This window comes from Rossellomorea sp. LjRoot5 (genome assembly GCF_964253455.1).
Lineage (GTDB): Bacteria > Bacillota > Bacilli > Bacillales > Bacillaceae_B > Rossellomorea.
This window is the reverse complement of record NZ_CAXUQN020000001.1, coordinates 1,684,714-1,700,262: the sequence shown is the minus strand read 5'-3', so window position 1 is coordinate 1,700,262 and position 15,549 is coordinate 1,684,714. Positions and strand designations below refer to the sequence as shown.

Sequence of the window (15,549 nt, the reverse complement as noted above, 5' to 3'; positions counted from 1 at the left end):
AGCAATCATTTTTATAAGAATTAAGGAGATGTTTTTCAGATGAATGTTGAAGTTATATTTGATGAAGAGTGGGGAGAAGGTCTCGAGAATTTAATCGAAAACGATGGACCATGGGGGAACTGGGAACTTTATAAGCTCGCCATCGAATTCGAGCAACATCTTGCAATTCCGAACTTTGAAGGCCTGCAGGCTCCGAAACATTTGGCAAACGTCACTCCGCTCCCTCATCAGCTGGAAGCAGCGAAACAGGTTGTGGAAACGATGAATGGAAAAGCCATCCTTGCAGATGAAGTCGGACTCGGAAAGACAATCGAGGCAGGGTTGATATTAAAAGAGTACATGATTAGGGGATTAGTAAAAAAAGTATTGATACTTGTTCCCGCCTCCCTTGTTTCTCAGTGGGCTTATGAATTGAACAGTAAGTTCTTCATTCCCGCTGTCCCCCAGCGAAAGAGCTATGTGTGGGATCAATGTGACATCGTGGTTTCTTCCATGGACACAGCGAAGAGAAGTCCTCACCGTGAAAAAGTGTATGAGCAGGATTATGACTTGGTGATCATTGATGAAGCTCACAAACTGAAAAATCATAAAACAAAAAACTATGAATTTGTGCAGAATCTAAAGAAAAAGTTCTGCCTGCTTTTGACTGCAACTCCCATCCAAAATCGTGTAGAGGAAATCTTTCATCTAGTTTCCTTATTGAAACCGGGTCATCTTGGGAATGAATCAGGATTTACAGACAGATATAAAAAAGGAGATCGTTCGCTTCAGGAGGATGAACATTTAAAAAGCCTCATCAACAAAGTGATGATCCGTAACAGACGTGGTGATACAGGTATCGAATGGACGAAGCGGCATGTGAAGACGGTGTTGATCGATTTCAATGAAGCCGAAAGGGACTTGTATGACAGTATAGATATGCTAAAGGGGCGATATGATGACTGGGCCAATTCGAGCTCCTTCTCCCTTTTGACTTTACAAAGAGAAGCATGCAGCTCACGTGAAGCTGTTTTTTACACCCTGAAGAATATGCTTGAAAAGAAGGAATCCCCTACACCAGCCTTTGAACAGGTAATTGGTGCACTGATGAAAAAAGTAGAAAATGTCACGATGAACTCCAAGGCTCAGAAAGCATTGGAAATCGTGCAGTCCATTAATGATAAAGTAATCATTTTTACCGAGTACCGGGCGACACAGCTCTATCTTCAATGGTTTTTGAAACAGCATGGAATCAGCTCAGTCCCATTCAGGGGTGGATTTAAACGTGGTAAAAAAGACTGGATGCGTGAATTATTCCAGAAGCATGGCCAGGTGCTGATCGCCACCGAGGCCGGCGGGGAAGGAATCAACCTACAATTCTGCCATCACGTGATCAATTTCGACCTTCCTTGGAACCCTATGAGGCTTGAGCAGCGAATAGGCCGTGTGCACCGACTTGGCCAGACGGAAGATGTTCACATCTATAACTTCGCAACAAAGAACACCGTTGAAGAACATATCCTGAAGCTTCTGTATGAAAAGATCAATCTTTTTGAGCGTGTAATCGGTCAATTGGACGAAATCCTGACGCGACTTGATTTCAGGGATTTTGAAGAGCATGTGACAGACATCCTCTCCTCCTCCCGTACAGAAGGGGAAATGAAGATCAAAATGGAAAATTTGACCAGTATGATTCAATTTGCAGAACAATTAAAGGAGGAGAAATCCAATGCAGCAGCACGAAATTCATCGATTTCTTGAGAGGTACTTCCTTGCCAACGGCTGTGACATGGTGGCGAACGGGAATGGATATATGACCGTACAGCTTACAATCGACTTGGATAAAGAGCTTATGAACCGTCCGTTCTACTGGCATTATCTCGAAAAAACAGGTGGTACCCCAAATCCTATGACATTATCTCTCGTCACAAATCCTGACCATGCACCGGAAGATATGAAAGGAGAACCCATTCACTTTGGTTCACCGCGACTACATCAGATCTTTCACTCAACGCGGAACTTGGCAGGGTATATCCGACTGTACGAGAACCGGTACACGCCGAGTGGGCAGCAGACCCCTCTGCACCCTTGGCTCGGGCTGAATATTAAAATATCCTATCAATCCAATCGAAAGAAAGACAGCATTAAGAGTATCGGATTGAATCTGATCAACGGCGTCATAGAAGAGGACTTTCACTCGTCATTATTATCCAGAAATCTGACGCCGAAGATTCCTGACTTCTCATTCACTTTGACACCGATCATCAAACCGAAAAGCGGAGTGAACCGGATTCAGGCGTATCTTTATGAAGAAATCAAAAGGGAGCCCGTCGAATGGGCGGAACAAGCAAGGAAAACCTGGGAGGAGGACCTTCAACTTCTGGATCATTTTTATGGAGATCAGGAAGAAAAGCCTGAATCTTATTTTCTTGAACAACAGGCGTTAAAGGAGCAGTACGAACCGAAAATCATCATTGAGGTCATAAACGGCGGTATTTTTTATCTACAGCAGTCAAAGTGAGGATTCAAGGGGGAACAAACTTTGTTTGATACCCCTTCCACTACAAAAAAAGGACTACCATAAAGGTAATCCTTATCCACTATTTATTTTTCTTGAACATGATCATGAAAGCATATGGAATGATGCCGAACCACCTGAAGAGGAATGGTTCCCGCTCATTCTTCCTCTGCTTTTTTAATGTTTTACGTTCATGGGGTGATTTTTCATAATGTTGGACAAATGTTTGTGTTATGAACTTAACATAATCATTTACTGACATAAAAGCACCACCTTCCGCTTTTATCAGTATCACCATTAGACTGGAAATTATACGACCTAACTCTCAATATAGGGCAATATCGCTTGAACCACTTCATCGACTGATTTATAATCTGTTTGAATGGTTACAGAGCTCCCTTTTTCATACAGGGGAAACCGGCGCTCGAAAAGGGCCAATAATTTGTCCTTTGAATTATTTTGTACCAGAGGACGATCCTCATCCCCTTCAAGCCTATCCCATAGTGCATCAAAAGAGCATGTTAAATGGAACACAGAGCCGTTCTGCCGTAATATATCCCGATTCGCCTTTCTTTCCACCACTCCCCCGCCAGTCGTGATAATGGCTTCTTCACTTTGTAATTCAAAGAGCACCTTCGTTTCCAGATCCCTGAAATACGCTTCACCATGCTGATGAAAGATGTCTTTAATCGCCTTTTGTTCAATTCTTTCAATGTATTGATCCATATCAATGACCGGAAGATTCAATACGTCTCCAAGACGTTTTCCTATCGTCGTCTTTCCTACCCCCATAAAGCCAATGAAGAAAATCGGTTTCATATTCTACTCCCAACGTATGATTTGTTTTGTTTCCCTATTATACACAACCGTCGCAGGAAGAAAAACCTTCTTATCCCGTGAAAATGTCACTTCTAATTGGACTTCTTCCGGGTTTAGCATCTGACTGGTGGTCATGACATCACCAAATTTGGTTTTTACATGCCCCGAAGGATGAGGTCCATTCTCGATTTCCCGTAAGATGACGTGGGAGACACTTACATTTCTTTCTTGGATACTCTTCATATTAGAGAGATACTGATACTTACTTATAAACAAATCTTTTGATGCAAGTGCTAAAAGCAGGACAATCATCAATAGAAGCAGCGTATACGGGAGAATAAAACCGCTATTGTTAAGGAGAGGATCGCCCCTCAATCCCTGAAAAGTAAAAGAAGTTCCCTTCCACTTTTTCTCCACCTTCAAATTCAAGATTCAAATGCACCCCCTGTTGGATGACATCAAACGTAAAATGGTCCACTGACTGAAGGACAATTTCATGCCCCCTATTATTCACCCTCCTTCTAATGGACTGATTATATTTTTCATACAGTATTGTTTCTCCATCGATGACGAAGGAGATCTGATTGGACAATACATTTACATCATTTGCCTTCCTTAATTCATTTCTCACACTTTCATGAAATAAATTCCATTCATAATAACGGGGAGGGACCAAATCATGCTTGATTGTCGAAAAACCTTTCATCATCAGAGGAATACTGAGGGAAATCATACAAAACAAACTAAAGCTTAACAGTGCTTCAATCAATGTGAACCCCTTCTCATCCATCCGCCCCGACACAAACCTCATGGAAGGCCACTGCTTTTTCACCATAGCGCACACACGCTTCACCACTCCCTCCGCTTTCCCACACAAGCTCATACTTGACCCCCTTATAGGTTCTTGAATGGTCAACAAACTCATGTGTAACGATTGCCTCCTCCACCCCTTCACGAAGAAATTTCAATGCCTCCACTTCACGTTGGAGCTGTTGAAGGCGGGAAGCATAATGCATGAGGAAGGGGATAAACAAGCCGCAAATCATGAGGACACAACTAAACGCTACTAGTGTTTCCGGTAATGAAAAACCCTTAGTATTCTTGTACATAAAATCTTCCTTGACCAATTTGGAACATCAGGGACATGGTGATATCTCCCATTTTGAAATTCACCCTGCCAAATTGGCTTGTATTTCCATCAGGATAAAAAGTGATTTCTTCCAGGCTGTTCGTAGAATTTATCTGTATACCGTCAGGAAGCTCTCTCGAAACAATTGTTTGTCTAGCGTCCGTTTTAGCAACATATTTATTTGTAAATGGATAAAAAGTGAGGAAGAGTGGTGTTTGATGATTGATACTGTAACTTTGGATCTGGTAAAGGTCCGATTCAAGCTGAGAAATGAACAGATCCTTTTGAGTATGATCTTTTAAAGGAACGATGGAGAAACCAACCCATGATAATAATATGGTAAAGATCAATAAGACGATGAGCATTTCAACCAGGGTATATCCCGCTTCAGCTTTTATGCCATCATTAATCAGCTGTCACCACCTTCCCCTCACTATTGATGGAGATGGCCCTTCCGTCGGGACAAGCTTTATAGTCATCGTTCAGATAGCCATCGGCAACCAGGGTATCAATGGTCACTGCATCAGTATTCCCATCCATTTTATATGCTTCAATCTGCCCTTCCACCATATGCACAAACGCTTCACACCCCTTAGAATTAATAGAATTACTCTGATTCGTGACATTCGGGATCGTAATGAAAAGTAAAACGGAAATGACCAACAAAACGATCATCATTTCGATTAGGGTGAATCCTTTTTCATTTTTAAGCATATTTCCCCTCCTGGTTATGGATTTTTTTTTAGATTCCCTGCATCATCTGAAAGAGAGGCATCATGATGGAAAAATAGATCGCCATGATGAATAGACCGACAAAAGTAAAGATTGCAGGCTGGATATACTTGAGCCAGGCATGTGTTTTCTCCTCTAATTCCTGAAAGCAGATATCACTGTAAATACGAAGTTCCTCTGCCAATCTTCCGTTCGTCTGCCCATGCTGGACAACGAATGACAGCTCTTCTTGAAAAAAAGGCATAGTTAAAAAACAATCATGAAACGGACTCCCGGCTTTAAGTTGTTTAATGCAATGGCTGGAAATGTATTGTAAGGTCGGACGGAATGATTGTCTTTCGATGATGAGGAGGGATTCCGTGATGGATACTCCGCTTGAGAGCAGGAAGCTTATTTCCCTCGAAAAAAAGTGGGAATGACCAAGCTTCATGTAAGTGGAGATCAATGGTATACGACATAAGACAACCGAGAGTTTCACAGGGGAAATTCTATTCTTGAAAAGGAAAAGAACGATTGTAAGGATAAGGAGAAACAATAAACCTGCACTGAAAATAATGGGGAAGTTCTCAATGAAGTGTAGAAGATACGTAAGTTTGGCTGAAGGTTCATAGCCCATCGAAGAATAAAGGGACTGAAATCTTGGAAATAATACCTTTCGAAGCAAGACCATCATGATGATGGACATAAAAATTAACATGAGCGGGTATTGAAAGACCTTTTGCAATTGCTCCTGATTTTTTCTTCTCTTTATGAGATAGCTTCCTGCCTCTGACAAGGTGTGGCCCATTTTGCCATGATGCTCCGCGAAAAAAATCTGTGCGCTGACATGAGCGGGGATGTTAAGGTGTTTATTCATCACGGAGGAGATGGACTCTCCTTTTTGGAGGGAACCGATCAATCTCTTTTTTAATTTGATGGTTTTCTTTTCTTTGGGAAGCAAGAGAAAGTCGATGGCTTCAGTAAAGGAATACCCTTTTTGAAGGAGATCCCCAAGCCTCTTCAGAAATTTACCTTGATCATCGTTTTTCTTCATGAACCCATTTCCTATATTCATGTTCTGAAACAAAGCCGAGTGCCACCCCCTTACAAATCAATGCCTGCAATGTGCGGTACTGATGCTTTACCCTCTCACCCTTCGCCTCCTTCAGTACGTCCTTCAAAGCACTTCCCGTAATGATTTCATAGACAGATGCCCTGTTACGGTTTTTCCCTCTAAGGCATTGACCGCCACATTCTGATTTGCAGATCGGACAGAGGAGCTTCAACAACCTCTGAGCAGATACCGCGAGAAGCGTCTGTTCGATGTCATGCCACTCAATCCCCAGTTCCATCAAGCGGTATATCGCTCCTTTTGCGTCCCTTGTATGCAAGGTGGAAATCACCAAGTGACCTGTCAGGGACGCCCGTATCGCAATCTCGGCCGTCTCCCGGTCCCGGATTTCCCCCACCATGATGATATCGGGATCATGCCGCAAAATAGCTTTTAATCCCGTGGAATACGTAATCCCTGCTTTTTCATTTACCTGGATCTGCACCATTTCATCATGCTGCTTCTCCACGGGATCCTCAAGGGTGATCACATTCCGGTTCAGGGCGACGGAGCAATGGTGCACGAGGGAATACAAAGTGGTCGTTTTACCACTTCCGGTCGGTCCTGTAAACAGAATGAGCCCATGGGAATGCATAAGAAGTGCAAGAAGTTTTTTAGCTGATGACGGGTATAGTGACATTTTTTCAATGGGAATCTGGTATTTTTGTGGGAGTATCCGAATGACGAGACTTTCTTTTAAATGGGTGGTTGGCAGGGTGGAAATCCTGAGAGATAGGGGTGTGTTTTTTACGGTAAGGCTGAAGGAGCCGCTTTGGGGTTTACGCTTTTCACCGATATCCATGGAGGCCATGAACTTCAGATGGGCAATCAAGCGGTCTGCCTGATCCGGGTCTATGGTCTGGAACGGAACCAGTACCCCGAGCTTTCTGAATTGAATCAAGTAATCTTTCGTTCTGGGAATCAAATGAACATCTGTTGCATCATTGCTGAACGCTTCTCCGATCATCACTTCCGATAATGATTCGACTGAGTGAAATATGGATTGGCACCACCTTTCTGTTTTCTTAAAGTATATATACGACATTAATTGGCAAAATCCTTCTTTTTCTGAAAGAATTTTTAATTAAAAGTCTCTTTCAGTTGCCCCCCATACTATTATCAATATCAACCAAACCATTATTACAACAGACAATGCATTCCGAAAACATTTTAATAACTTTTTAACAATACATGAATAGATCGTCAAAATACATCCATACTATATTTTGTAAAGACGATTCAATGGGCTATAGCCAAGCGGTAAGGCATCGCACTTTGACTGCGACATGCGTTGGTTCGAATCCAGCTAGCCCAGTAAGAAAAGCGGAAGGGGCTCGCACTGGGGCGACAAGCATAAGACGAGTAACCAAAAAAGGCGCCTTTTGCCTTTTTAGGTTACTTGGCTTATGACCTCGAGCCCCAAGCCCCTGCAGCTGGACATCTCGAAAAGCGGAGGGGCTTTGCCCAGAGGCGACAAGCATAAGATGAGGAACCCGGAAAGGCGTTCTTTGCCTTTTTGGGTTCCTTAGCTTATGACCTCGAGCCTCTAAGCCCCGCAGCTGGATAATCGAAAAGCGGAAACGGCTCGTTCAGCCCCGATAACTTATAACCATTGAAAAAGGCAGGCACTCGAAATTCGAGTGCCTGCCTTTTTCAATTACCGTCTAGCTGCTTTTCTTCAGTGATCTGTTTTTGTTCGCCAAACTCTGAAGGCCATCTGGATTGTAGCCGACGACCAGTTTTTTTCCGTCTGTCAAAAGGGGCCTGCGAAGAAGTTTCGGTTCATCGATGATTAGTTTGATCACTTCTGATAATGGCAGATCGTCCACGTTTTTACCCAAGGCTTTGAACGTTTGGCTTCTTGTGGCAAGTATTTCATCAAGTCCATCAGTCGTTAAGGATAGTAGATCCATCAGCTCTTTATGTGTAGGAGTCTCTCTAAATAGGTGTCTCTCATCAAAATCGACGGAATGTGCGGTTAACCACTTTTTGGCTTTTCGGCAAGAGGTACAGCTTGGATAAGTAAAAAATGTCAGGTTGTTCACTTTATTGACCTCCTTTAAATTGAACTTTCTTATTCATTAAACATATTGTATATTAATTGTATAACTTTTGTACAGTAATATCACTTGGAAATTTGTGATTATTTTTTTACATTAAATGGGTTAATCTAAAATAATTCGTAAGTTATAGAGAAAATGAAAGTTTCATGTTTAGTTAACAAGCATTCGTCACAAACTAACTTCAAACACATATTTACTTTTATGGTAGTATTCATTTATAATATTGAGTGATGGACTTAGGGTGCAAAGGAGGGTTACATATGGATCGTATGTTTAGAGTTCTTGGGTTTTGGACTGGTATTTTTGCCGTTATGTTCTATCTTGGTGATATGACCACGACATCATTAATCTTTTTAGGCCAAACCGGATTCTTCATTATGCTTAGCTATTTAAAACTGTCCGAACGCATGTATATTTATGTTTTCGGTGCCTACTTAACAGTGTTCTTTGCAGGTTTTACTTATTGGACGACCTTTATGATGACTCCTGGTGCAGGAGGACACTAAAAAAAATCCCTTCAGCTTGTAGCTGAAGGGATTTTTTTATTTAGAAGCCGTTCAAGAAAGGATTGGAATCCATTTCCACTTCAATCGATGTTTCAGGACCGTGACCTGGTAGGACTGTGGTATCCTCCGGCAGGGTCAATAACTTATCATGAATACTTGTTAATAATTCTTTCTGGTTTCCACCCGGCAAATCAGATCTCCCGATACCGCCCATAAATAAAGTATCTCCTGCTAATACGATTCCACATTCTTGTACATAATAAGAAATACTACCGGGTGAATGACCAGGTGTTTCGAATAATTGCAGTTGAAAGTCACCAATTTTCAAGTTCTTTTCATTTGTCAGTATGTAATCCGCTGGCTTCAGTCTGACGGGCTCGCCCATCATGAATAGCTGTGATCCATTCAATGAAGGATCTAATAACCACTGTGCCTCTTTTTCATGTACATATACAGTGATGCTAAAGTGGTCCCTCATTTGATCAACCGCTCCAATATGATCAAAATGAGCATGAGTGAGAAGAATGGCTAACGGAGACAATGATTGATTCTCCAACCATTGAATGAGTTTATCCCCTTCTCCACCGGGATCAATCACCAGGCAATCATTATTGGCGTTCCATAGGATATAACAGTTGGTTTGCAGAGGGCCTAAGGGCATTTGTTTCCATTGCAACGTTTCCACCTCCATTTGTGATACTTTTATTGTATCAGAACTTCCGTCATCATAAAAATGAGGTCGACATAGAAGTGTCAAACTTTTTGACCTCGACAAACAGGAGAAAAACCTATAAAATGTTAATGGGTGCATTTATGTACATAATGTTACAATAGAATCAGTAAAACGCATTTTAATGAAAGGGGTCATATAAATGGGTCTTGTAATTATTACTTCACTGGTTACATTATTAGCTTTATTCGCAGTAGTAAGCACGTTCAAAAACAAGAATGCAATGGGAATCCTTTTCTCATTGGCGACATTAGGTGTCTTTGGATGGTTTACAATTATGACTGTCCTTCACTCTGGATACCCAGGTGGCCATTAATTAAAAAATGTTACACATTAAAAAGCCTTCCAATTTGTTTTGGAAGGCTTTTTAATTTTCCCCACTCCCGCTATAGGCACCCAAAAGTACCCTATGGACCTTTTGGATGTGTACGTTATAATAATGGTGAAATATATCTTCAAGGAAATGGGATATTCCCTATCCTTGCAGCTGATTCTATATAATATTTGACTTTAGATGTGGAGGCAATGATATGAAAAAATACAATATACCCGTAGAAGCTTCCTTGGAAGTGATCGGTGGCAAGTGGAAGGTCGTCATCCTCTGTCATTTGATTAAAAGCAAGCGGAGAACCAGTGAACTAAAACGTTTGATGCCTGGAATAACACAGAAAATGCTGACCCAGCAATTGAGGGAACTTGAAGCAGATGGCGTCATAAACCGGATCATTTATAATCAGGTCCCTCCAAAGGTGGAGTATGAACTGACAGAGTACGGATGGTCGTTAAAAGAGCCTCTGGATATGTTATGTGCATGGGGTGAGCAGCACATCGAAAAAACCTATCCCGACAAAAGTGAAGTCCTTTTGGAAAGTGAAGAAGTTTGATCGGTTCCTATAAAAAGAGTGGGCATGGATGCCCACTCTTTTTATAGCCGTTATTTTTCTAATTTACGCTGGACGGAAGAAAGTTTTCCTTCCATGGTGGATGGCTTATCCCTGCGGTCATCAATTCTGATATTGGTTGCCACACGCTGGATCCCTTGTTGGAATGGGGACTCATGAATATCTTGAATCACTTGGAAAAGAACGGGGAGTTCCCCCTCTATAATAGTATTCATGGGAGTAAGTTGAAAACGGATCTTCCCTTCCTCTTCATACCCCTTAAGGATCCCATGCAGATCCGCAACATATGAACTTACGCTGGGAGATTCCGTTCCGATTGGTATTACTGTTACATCGACTATCGCCATTACATATCTGCTCCTTCTTCTTTTAATAGTTGGATGATACTTGAGTTCTTCAAATTGATTACTTTTTCAAGTTGATTTCCATATAAACAGGATTCTCCATCAGGAGAACACTTTATGGGTTCTAAAGGAAGATCATCAAACAGGACATCTTCCTTTCCGGAATTCGTGTCCCACCCCTTTAAAGAAAACGTGCCCGAGTACGTATCAAAGGAACCTGGTTCATTGGCAACGAACGTAATCAACCGCCCCGTCCCTTCTATCATATCATAGTAAGGGATTAACCAATCAGAGTAACGGCTTAAGAGGTCAACTGTAAATTCGGACTGAACTTCCCCGGTGGAATGAATGAACTGATACGTAAAAGGCCCATTTTCTTCTCGTGGGAAGACCGCTAACAGAGAATCATTGAATTGATTGAAATGGATACTATCCTCCACGATCGTTTCCTTCTTACCATCGAGGATATTTTGAGCGATCAGGGGTGCCGATACGCTCACTTCATCTTTGCTCCAATCCTGATAAAGGACGGAGGATGCTGATTGCCACTGAACAAACGGCTGTTCTACCTCAATGGGATCCATGGTCCTGTCCCCGATATTCATTTCAAAGACCTGAAAGCTCCAATCTTCATTGAAAGTCGTGATTAACAAAGTATCATCATTGAACGGATTCCAGGAATGAGTCAAGTCGTAGGAAGGAACGTCCTTTTGAAATTGCACTTCCCCTGATCTATTGATGATCGTCAGTTGGGCTGAATAGGATGCCGGAGAGGAATGAATGAGTATTTTTTTCTTATCAGGTGAGATACTTGCGCTCACATAAGAGGGTTGTACATCATAAATTTTTTGATTGCTTCCGTCATACACATTGTAGATATAGAAGGACGTCATACCATCCTTTTCCCGTACAGAAAGGATTTCTGAACTGGACAGCCAGCCGACATTTTCTATAAATCCTTCTGCAGGAAGGATATTGACCATCATTTCTTTCTTATGAGCCTTTTCTTTCTCTGAGGGGGAAGATTGTGTTTCTTCCGGCTGACATGCCGTTAACCACAGAATGCACATTATGAAAAATATCAACACACTACTTTTTTTCTTTTTCATCCACTTCCCCCTTCTCCTGTATTCCATATTAATTAGTACGTTTCAAACGTAAAAATGTTTCAATAAGATTAAAAAAACATTACAAAAATTCAAAAAAGTGATGACCAGATGTTCAGAAACACACCTTTAGGGTCACCACAAGAGGTTACTATTCATTAGGATGATGATTAATTTTACTCCTGATTTTCGTTTTCTACAATAGATATTTATGGAACTTATAAAAAGATTTTTCGAGTATTTTCTTCATTCATACCACCGATAGATTGAGACGAGTAAAATACCGAGTACGTCCTGGTAGATTTCATCGAATTGTGATAGGGGCAAGGGGTTGATGCCTCTTCCTAATTCAAGGGTGAACCCTGATTTCTTGAATTCTTTGACAAACCAATCTTTATATCCAGCGTAACTATCAATATAACGGACGGATTCATACCCGCTCACTCTGGTGAAATCTTTTGCTAGTTTAGCGGCTTCCGGAGGCTCCAATCCATCATACCCCCAGTAAAATTCTTTCCCCTGGGTGTGCAGGGCAAGAAGTCGATCGAATTTTTCTTGCCGGGCAAGCTTAGCCATTGCGATGGTTTCAGGTTCTGAGAGTGGCTTATATCCTGGGAAATCTCTTGGAGCAGGTTCTTTTTCCTCCTTCCTTTCCTGCTCGACTTCCCATTTGGCAGGGAACTGATTGTTCAAATCCACGCCTCTAATATTGGCTTTCCATCCGGTAAAATCGGTACTTCCCCTATTGAGAGCGATCATTTCCGTTCTTTTATCCCCGGGGGGACCATTCAGAACAAGGTCCACTCCATCGGGATTCACCATGGGGACGAGTGACATCGTCACATCTGCATATATGGGCAGGGTTTGTATTCCCCTCATAAGCTGACTGTTGGTCAAGGAAAGTAAATAATCATTGATAAACGTCATGAGGACGGATGTGGTGATCCACTCATTCCCATGGAAAGAAGCATTCATATGAACTTTCTTCTTTCCGCTTCCTATCCTTATTTCGATGAGATCTTTTCCACCTACACTTTCGCCGGTTGATCTTAATTTTATAAAGGGATAGATCTCTTTTAAACGTTGGACATCTCCCTCGAATCTTTGTGAACCGTAGGCCTGTTTACCATTGACGATGGGTGAAACCACCCTGGAGGGAAGAATGATAGTCGAACCAACTTGTAATCCATTGGGATTAACACCTTCGTTCATTAGAAGTAACGCATCGACATCGATATTCCGGTTTTGGGCAAGGGACCAAAAAGAATCACCCTGTTTAATAGAATGATTTTCTTTCCTGAATCCTGGAAGTTGTATCTCTGTACCGATTTTCAATCTATTCGGATCAACGGAAGGATTTGAATCGATGATTAACTGGACCGGGATATAAAACAGTTGGCTATAGTACCAGAGGGTATCGCCACTGCGCACTTTCACTTTCATAATGGAACCTCCCCATTCATATGTCCTTACTTACATGTATGAATGGTTCAAAAATTCATGACAAAAAAAGCCTGCGAAACCTTTCGCAAGCTTTAACTTTATGATTCATCGTCATCACGATATTCGGTTTCCCCATAAAAGCGGAGCAGATCTCCATAAATGATCTTATCGGAGTATTCCAGCTCATTAGTAACACGCTCTTTAAATGGCTCACAATATTTCATATCGGTTTTTTCTTCCGTTTCCTTATTCCAGCATTTTTCACCTGCATACACATAGTCTTTCGAGATGAACCGTCCGTCACGGAGTATGGCCAGGTCCTCATGTTCATGGGAGAAGAGGTCAGAACCAAATTGAATGTCCTTTTTGGTATCGATTCCGAGAAGGTGCATGATGGTCGGCTTTAAGTCGATTTGTCCTGAAACCTTGGAAATGGTTTTCCCTTCCTCACCGGGAATGTGGATGATCAGTGGCACCTGTTGGAGCTGAGTGCTTACAAACGGGGTGATGTCTTTACCGAGATATTGACTCATCGCTTTATTGTGATTCTCTGAAATCCCATAATGGTCCCCATACATCACGATGACGGAATTGTCATACAGACCGGACTCCTTTAAGTCCGTAATGAAGTTCTTCACCGCTTCATCCATGTAACGGACCGTCTGGAAATAACGATTCACCGTACCGTCCTTGGATGTATAAGGATCGATCAACTGATCTTCTTCATCAAGCGTGAAAGGATAATGATTCGTTAATGTAATCATCTTCGTACTAAACGGTTGAGGCATTTGTTTCATATGCTCCACAGATTGCTCGAAGAACGGGATATCTTTCATCCCCCAGTTCACAGAGTTTTCTTCTGTCACATCATAATCAGGTAACGAATAATATCGGTCATACCCCAGGGAATCATACATGATGTCACGATTCCAGAAGCTTTTATTGTTTGCGTGCATAGCTGATGTATAATATCCGTTTTCCCCCAGTTTTTCCGTCATGGACTCAAATTCATTCCCTGAATGGGTAAAGAATACCGCTCCACGGTTCAACGGATAAAGGGAGTTGTCCATGATGAACTCGGAATCGGACGTCTTCCCTTGTTGGGTTTGATGGTAGAATTGATCAAAATAGTAGCTTTCCCCTATGAAATCATTAAGGAAAGGAGTGATTTCCTGTCCATTCACTTCACTGTTGATGACAAAGTTCTGCAGTGACTCAAGGGACACAATGATTAAATTCTTATCTTTTGCCACCCCGAACATTTCCTTATCGGGCCGGGCGTAACCCGCTCTGACGTAATTGTCGATATCTGCCAGTTCACTTCCGTCCGCAAGAGCTCTCTGGGCAGAAGATTTGGATTGCAGGAAAAGATCGTATACATGATAATTATATGTTCCGATATTCTTGACCAGCATTTCACGGTCAAATGTCCTGGTCAGAAGCTGAGGTCTTTCCGATTCTGCCAATCCAAGGTTAAAGAAAACCAGTGCTGTTGCAACGAGGAAATAAGCCCGTCGATTGGCTTTAGAATAGTTCTGTAAAGAAAACCAGGTTGGTTTCAACTTTATAATGAAAATCAATACGATCACATCGGTGAAATAGAAAAGATCCTTCCAGCTCATGATTGCACTGGCGCTCGTGCCTAAATCAGAGAAATTGCTTGTTTGGAATAGGACAGGCAATGTCAAAAAGTCATCGAAGAATCGATAGAATACTACGTTTCCGTACAGGATAAACGAGAGGACGAAGCTTGCAGTGATGATGTACCGGGTGCGAGACTTATCCTTTTTAAGAAGTAAGCCCACTCCGAAGATGAATAGTAAGAAACTTAGTGGGTTAATGAATAGAATCAGTTCTTGGAGAGCGTTTTCTATCTTTATATCAAAACTGGTTTTGTAGACAATATACGTTTTGATCCAAAGGAACAATGCTGCGATAATGATAAGCGGTACCTTTGGTATTTTCTTTACATTCATTTATTCAACCTCCTTGCTACAAACGGTTCAAGCGTATGTAACACTTTCATGATTTTAATAGAGAAATAATGATTCCATTATGAAACCTTGACTCATCTTTTTACAAAACGTCAATCGTGGATACATAATGGGTGTGTATAATGGTTTAAGCCTTATTTTCTTACCCATACTATTAGACGAATGAAACCAGTAAAAGTTTCATAAATACAGGA

At 41.6% G+C, this 15,549-nt stretch carries 20 protein-coding genes and 1 tRNA gene; 6 read left to right on the top strand and 15 right to left on the bottom strand.

The window, feature by feature from the left end; translation table 11 throughout:
* Positions 1 to 39 precede the first annotated feature (39 nt).
* Positions 40 to 1,740 (top strand): DEAD/DEAH box helicase, encoded by a 1,701-nt coding sequence (locus ACSQ2E_RS08665; protein ID WP_435990162.1) that lies wholly within the window; start codon positions 40 to 42, stop codon positions 1,738 to 1,740.
* Positions 1,709 to 2,500, top strand: a complete 792-nt coding sequence (locus tag ACSQ2E_RS08660; protein ID WP_435990161.1) for a YqhG family protein — start codon at positions 1,709 to 1,711, stop codon at positions 2,498 to 2,500. Before ACSQ2E_RS08665 ends, ACSQ2E_RS08660 begins: the two co-directional genes overlap by 32 nt.
* A 79-nt stretch (positions 2,501 to 2,579) precedes the next feature.
* Here the strand turns inward: ACSQ2E_RS08660 and ACSQ2E_RS08655 are convergent, their stop codons facing one another.
* From ACSQ2E_RS08655 to comGA, 9 genes are all read right to left on the bottom strand, one after another.
* A complete protein-coding gene (locus ACSQ2E_RS08655; protein WP_034757956.1) occupies positions 2,580 to 2,759 on the bottom strand; it encodes a YqzE family protein in 180 nt (59 codons plus the stop codon).
* A gap of 56 nt (positions 2,760 to 2,815) precedes the next feature.
* Positions 2,816 to 3,316 (bottom strand): shikimate kinase, encoded by a 501-nt coding sequence (locus ACSQ2E_RS08650; protein ID WP_435990160.1) that lies wholly within the window; start codon positions 3,314 to 3,316, stop codon positions 2,816 to 2,818.
* Between the two features lie 3 nt (positions 3,317 to 3,319).
* Positions 3,320 to 3,559 carry a hypothetical protein gene (locus ACSQ2E_RS08645; RefSeq protein WP_435990159.1) on the bottom strand — a complete coding sequence of 80 codons (240 nt, stop codon included), beginning with the start codon at positions 3,557 to 3,559 and terminating at the stop codon, positions 3,320 to 3,322.
* A 109-nt stretch (positions 3,560 to 3,668) separates the two neighbouring features.
* The gene (comGF, locus tag ACSQ2E_RS08640; protein ID WP_435990158.1) at positions 3,669 to 4,127 is read right to left on the bottom strand and encodes a competence type IV pilus minor pilin ComGF; all 459 of its coding nucleotides are present in this window, start codon (positions 4,125 to 4,127) and stop codon (positions 3,669 to 3,671) included.
* Positions 4,099 to 4,425 (bottom strand): hypothetical protein, encoded by a 327-nt coding sequence (locus tag ACSQ2E_RS08635; RefSeq protein WP_435990157.1) that lies wholly within the window; start codon positions 4,423 to 4,425, stop codon positions 4,099 to 4,101. Before ACSQ2E_RS08635 ends, comGF begins: the two co-directional genes overlap by 29 nt.
* On the bottom strand, positions 4,409 to 4,843 hold the full coding sequence (gene comGD / locus ACSQ2E_RS08630; protein ID WP_435994468.1) for a competence type IV pilus minor pilin ComGD: 435 nt from the start codon (positions 4,841 to 4,843) through the stop codon (positions 4,409 to 4,411). Before comGD ends, ACSQ2E_RS08635 begins: the two co-directional genes overlap by 17 nt.
* A gap of 7 nt (positions 4,844 to 4,850) precedes the next feature.
* Entirely contained in the window at positions 4,851 to 5,159 is a 309-nt protein-coding gene (comGC, locus tag ACSQ2E_RS08625; RefSeq protein ID WP_435990156.1) for a competence type IV pilus major pilin ComGC, read from the bottom strand.
* Positions 5,160 to 5,187: 28 nt separating this feature from the next.
* Entirely contained in the window at positions 5,188 to 6,210 is a 1,023-nt protein-coding gene (gene comGB, locus ACSQ2E_RS08620; RefSeq protein ID WP_435990155.1) for a competence type IV pilus assembly protein ComGB, read from the bottom strand.
* A complete protein-coding gene (gene comGA, locus ACSQ2E_RS08615; RefSeq protein WP_435990154.1) occupies positions 6,194 to 7,312 on the bottom strand; it encodes a competence type IV pilus ATPase ComGA in 1,119 nt (372 codons plus the stop codon). The genes comGB and comGA overlap by 17 nt, the downstream gene beginning before the upstream one ends.
* 198 nt (positions 7,313 to 7,510) lie before the next feature.
* Between comGA and ACSQ2E_RS08610 the strand changes: the two genes are divergently transcribed.
* Positions 7,511 to 7,582 (top strand) — tRNA-Gln (locus ACSQ2E_RS08610).
* 349 nt (positions 7,583 to 7,931) lie between these two features.
* Here ACSQ2E_RS08610 and ACSQ2E_RS08605 read toward each other — a convergent pair.
* A complete protein-coding gene (locus tag ACSQ2E_RS08605; RefSeq protein ID WP_435990153.1) occupies positions 7,932 to 8,312 on the bottom strand; it encodes a Spx/MgsR family RNA polymerase-binding regulatory protein in 381 nt (126 codons plus the stop codon).
* 278 nt (positions 8,313 to 8,590) lie between these two features.
* On the opposite strand from ACSQ2E_RS08605, the gene ACSQ2E_RS08600 reads away from it, so the two are divergent.
* Positions 8,591 to 8,836 carry a DUF2626 domain-containing protein gene (locus ACSQ2E_RS08600; RefSeq protein ID WP_034757675.1) on the top strand — a complete coding sequence of 82 codons (246 nt, stop codon included), beginning with the start codon at positions 8,591 to 8,593 and terminating at the stop codon, positions 8,834 to 8,836.
* Positions 8,837 to 8,876: 40 nt separating this feature from the next.
* Here ACSQ2E_RS08600 and ACSQ2E_RS08595 read toward each other — a convergent pair whose 3' ends face one another.
* Positions 8,877 to 9,512 (bottom strand): MBL fold metallo-hydrolase, encoded by a 636-nt coding sequence (locus tag ACSQ2E_RS08595; protein ID WP_435990152.1) that lies wholly within the window; start codon positions 9,510 to 9,512, stop codon positions 8,877 to 8,879.
* A gap of 196 nt (positions 9,513 to 9,708) precedes the next feature.
* Here ACSQ2E_RS08595 and ACSQ2E_RS08590 point away from each other — a divergent pair, with 196 nt between their 5' ends.
* Positions 9,709 to 9,882 (top strand): DUF2759 domain-containing protein, encoded by a 174-nt coding sequence (locus ACSQ2E_RS08590; protein ID WP_034757672.1) that lies wholly within the window; start codon positions 9,709 to 9,711, stop codon positions 9,880 to 9,882.
* 214 nt (positions 9,883 to 10,096) lie between these two features.
* Positions 10,097 to 10,450, top strand: coding sequence for a winged helix-turn-helix transcriptional regulator (locus ACSQ2E_RS08585; protein ID WP_034757670.1), 354 nt, complete (start codon positions 10,097 to 10,099; stop codon positions 10,448 to 10,450).
* 50 nt (positions 10,451 to 10,500) lie between these two features.
* Here ACSQ2E_RS08585 and ACSQ2E_RS08580 read toward each other — a convergent pair whose 3' ends face one another.
* From ACSQ2E_RS08580 to ACSQ2E_RS08565, 4 genes are all read right to left on the bottom strand, one after another.
* Entirely contained in the window at positions 10,501 to 10,815 is a 315-nt protein-coding gene (locus ACSQ2E_RS08580; protein WP_435990151.1) for an MTH1187 family thiamine-binding protein, read from the bottom strand.
* Positions 10,815 to 11,921: a hypothetical protein gene (locus ACSQ2E_RS08575; protein ID WP_435990150.1), complete on the bottom strand. Its 1,107-nt coding sequence runs from the start codon at positions 11,919 to 11,921 to the stop codon at positions 10,815 to 10,817. Before ACSQ2E_RS08575 ends, ACSQ2E_RS08580 begins: the two co-directional genes overlap by 1 nt.
* 243 nt (positions 11,922 to 12,164) lie before the next feature.
* Entirely contained in the window at positions 12,165 to 13,361 is a 1,197-nt protein-coding gene (locus tag ACSQ2E_RS08570) for a M14 family metallopeptidase (RefSeq protein WP_435990149.1), read from the bottom strand.
* Between the two features lie 98 nt (positions 13,362 to 13,459).
* Positions 13,460 to 15,337, bottom strand: coding sequence for an LTA synthase family protein (locus tag ACSQ2E_RS08565; RefSeq protein WP_435990148.1), 1,878 nt, complete (start codon positions 15,335 to 15,337; stop codon positions 13,460 to 13,462).
* Positions 15,338 to 15,549 lie beyond the last annotated feature (212 nt).

Coding starts and splice junctions, on each gene's coding strand:
- ACSQ2E_RS08665 (WP_435990162.1), top strand. CDS start 40: ATGAATGTTGAAGTTATATTTGATGAAGAGTGGGGAGAAGGTCTCGAG.
- ACSQ2E_RS08660 (WP_435990161.1), top strand. CDS start 1,709: ATGCAGCAGCACGAAATTCATCGATTTCTTGAGAGGTACTTCCTTGCC.
- ACSQ2E_RS08655 (WP_034757956.1), bottom strand. CDS start 2,759: ATGTCAGTAAATGATTATGTTAAGTTCATAACACAAACATTTGTCCAA.
- ACSQ2E_RS08650 (WP_435990160.1), bottom strand. CDS start 3,316: ATGAAACCGATTTTCTTCATTGGCTTTATGGGGGTAGGAAAGACGACG.
- ACSQ2E_RS08645 (WP_435990159.1), bottom strand. CDS start 3,559: ATGAAGAGTATCCAAGAAAGAAATGTAAGTGTCTCCCACGTCATCTTA.
- comGF (WP_435990158.1), bottom strand. CDS start 4,127: ATGAGGTTTGTGTCGGGGCGGATGGATGAGAAGGGGTTCACATTGATT.
- ACSQ2E_RS08635 (WP_435990157.1), bottom strand. CDS start 4,425: ATGTACAAGAATACTAAGGGTTTTTCATTACCGGAAACACTAGTAGCG.
- comGC (WP_435990156.1), bottom strand. CDS start 5,159: ATGCTTAAAAATGAAAAAGGATTCACCCTAATCGAAATGATGATCGTT.
- comGB (WP_435990155.1), bottom strand. CDS start 6,210: ATGAAGAAAAACGATGATCAAGGTAAATTTCTGAAGAGGCTTGGGGAT.
- comGA (WP_435990154.1), bottom strand. CDS start 7,312: ATGTCGTATATATACTTTAAGAAAACAGAAAGGTGGTGCCAATCCATA.
- ACSQ2E_RS08600 (WP_034757675.1), top strand. CDS start 8,591: ATGGATCGTATGTTTAGAGTTCTTGGGTTTTGGACTGGTATTTTTGCC.
- ACSQ2E_RS08590 (WP_034757672.1), top strand. CDS start 9,709: ATGGGTCTTGTAATTATTACTTCACTGGTTACATTATTAGCTTTATTC.
- ACSQ2E_RS08585 (WP_034757670.1), top strand. CDS start 10,097: ATGAAAAAATACAATATACCCGTAGAAGCTTCCTTGGAAGTGATCGGT.
- ACSQ2E_RS08580 (WP_435990151.1), bottom strand. CDS start 10,815: ATGGCGATAGTCGATGTAACAGTAATACCAATCGGAACGGAATCTCCC.
- ACSQ2E_RS08575 (WP_435990150.1), bottom strand. CDS start 11,921: ATGAAAAAGAAAAAAAGTAGTGTGTTGATATTTTTCATAATGTGCATT.
- ACSQ2E_RS08570 (WP_435990149.1), bottom strand. CDS start 13,361: ATGAAAGTGAAAGTGCGCAGTGGCGATACCCTCTGGTACTATAGCCAA.
- ACSQ2E_RS08565 (WP_435990148.1), bottom strand. CDS start 15,337: ATGAATGTAAAGAAAATACCAAAGGTACCGCTTATCATTATCGCAGCA.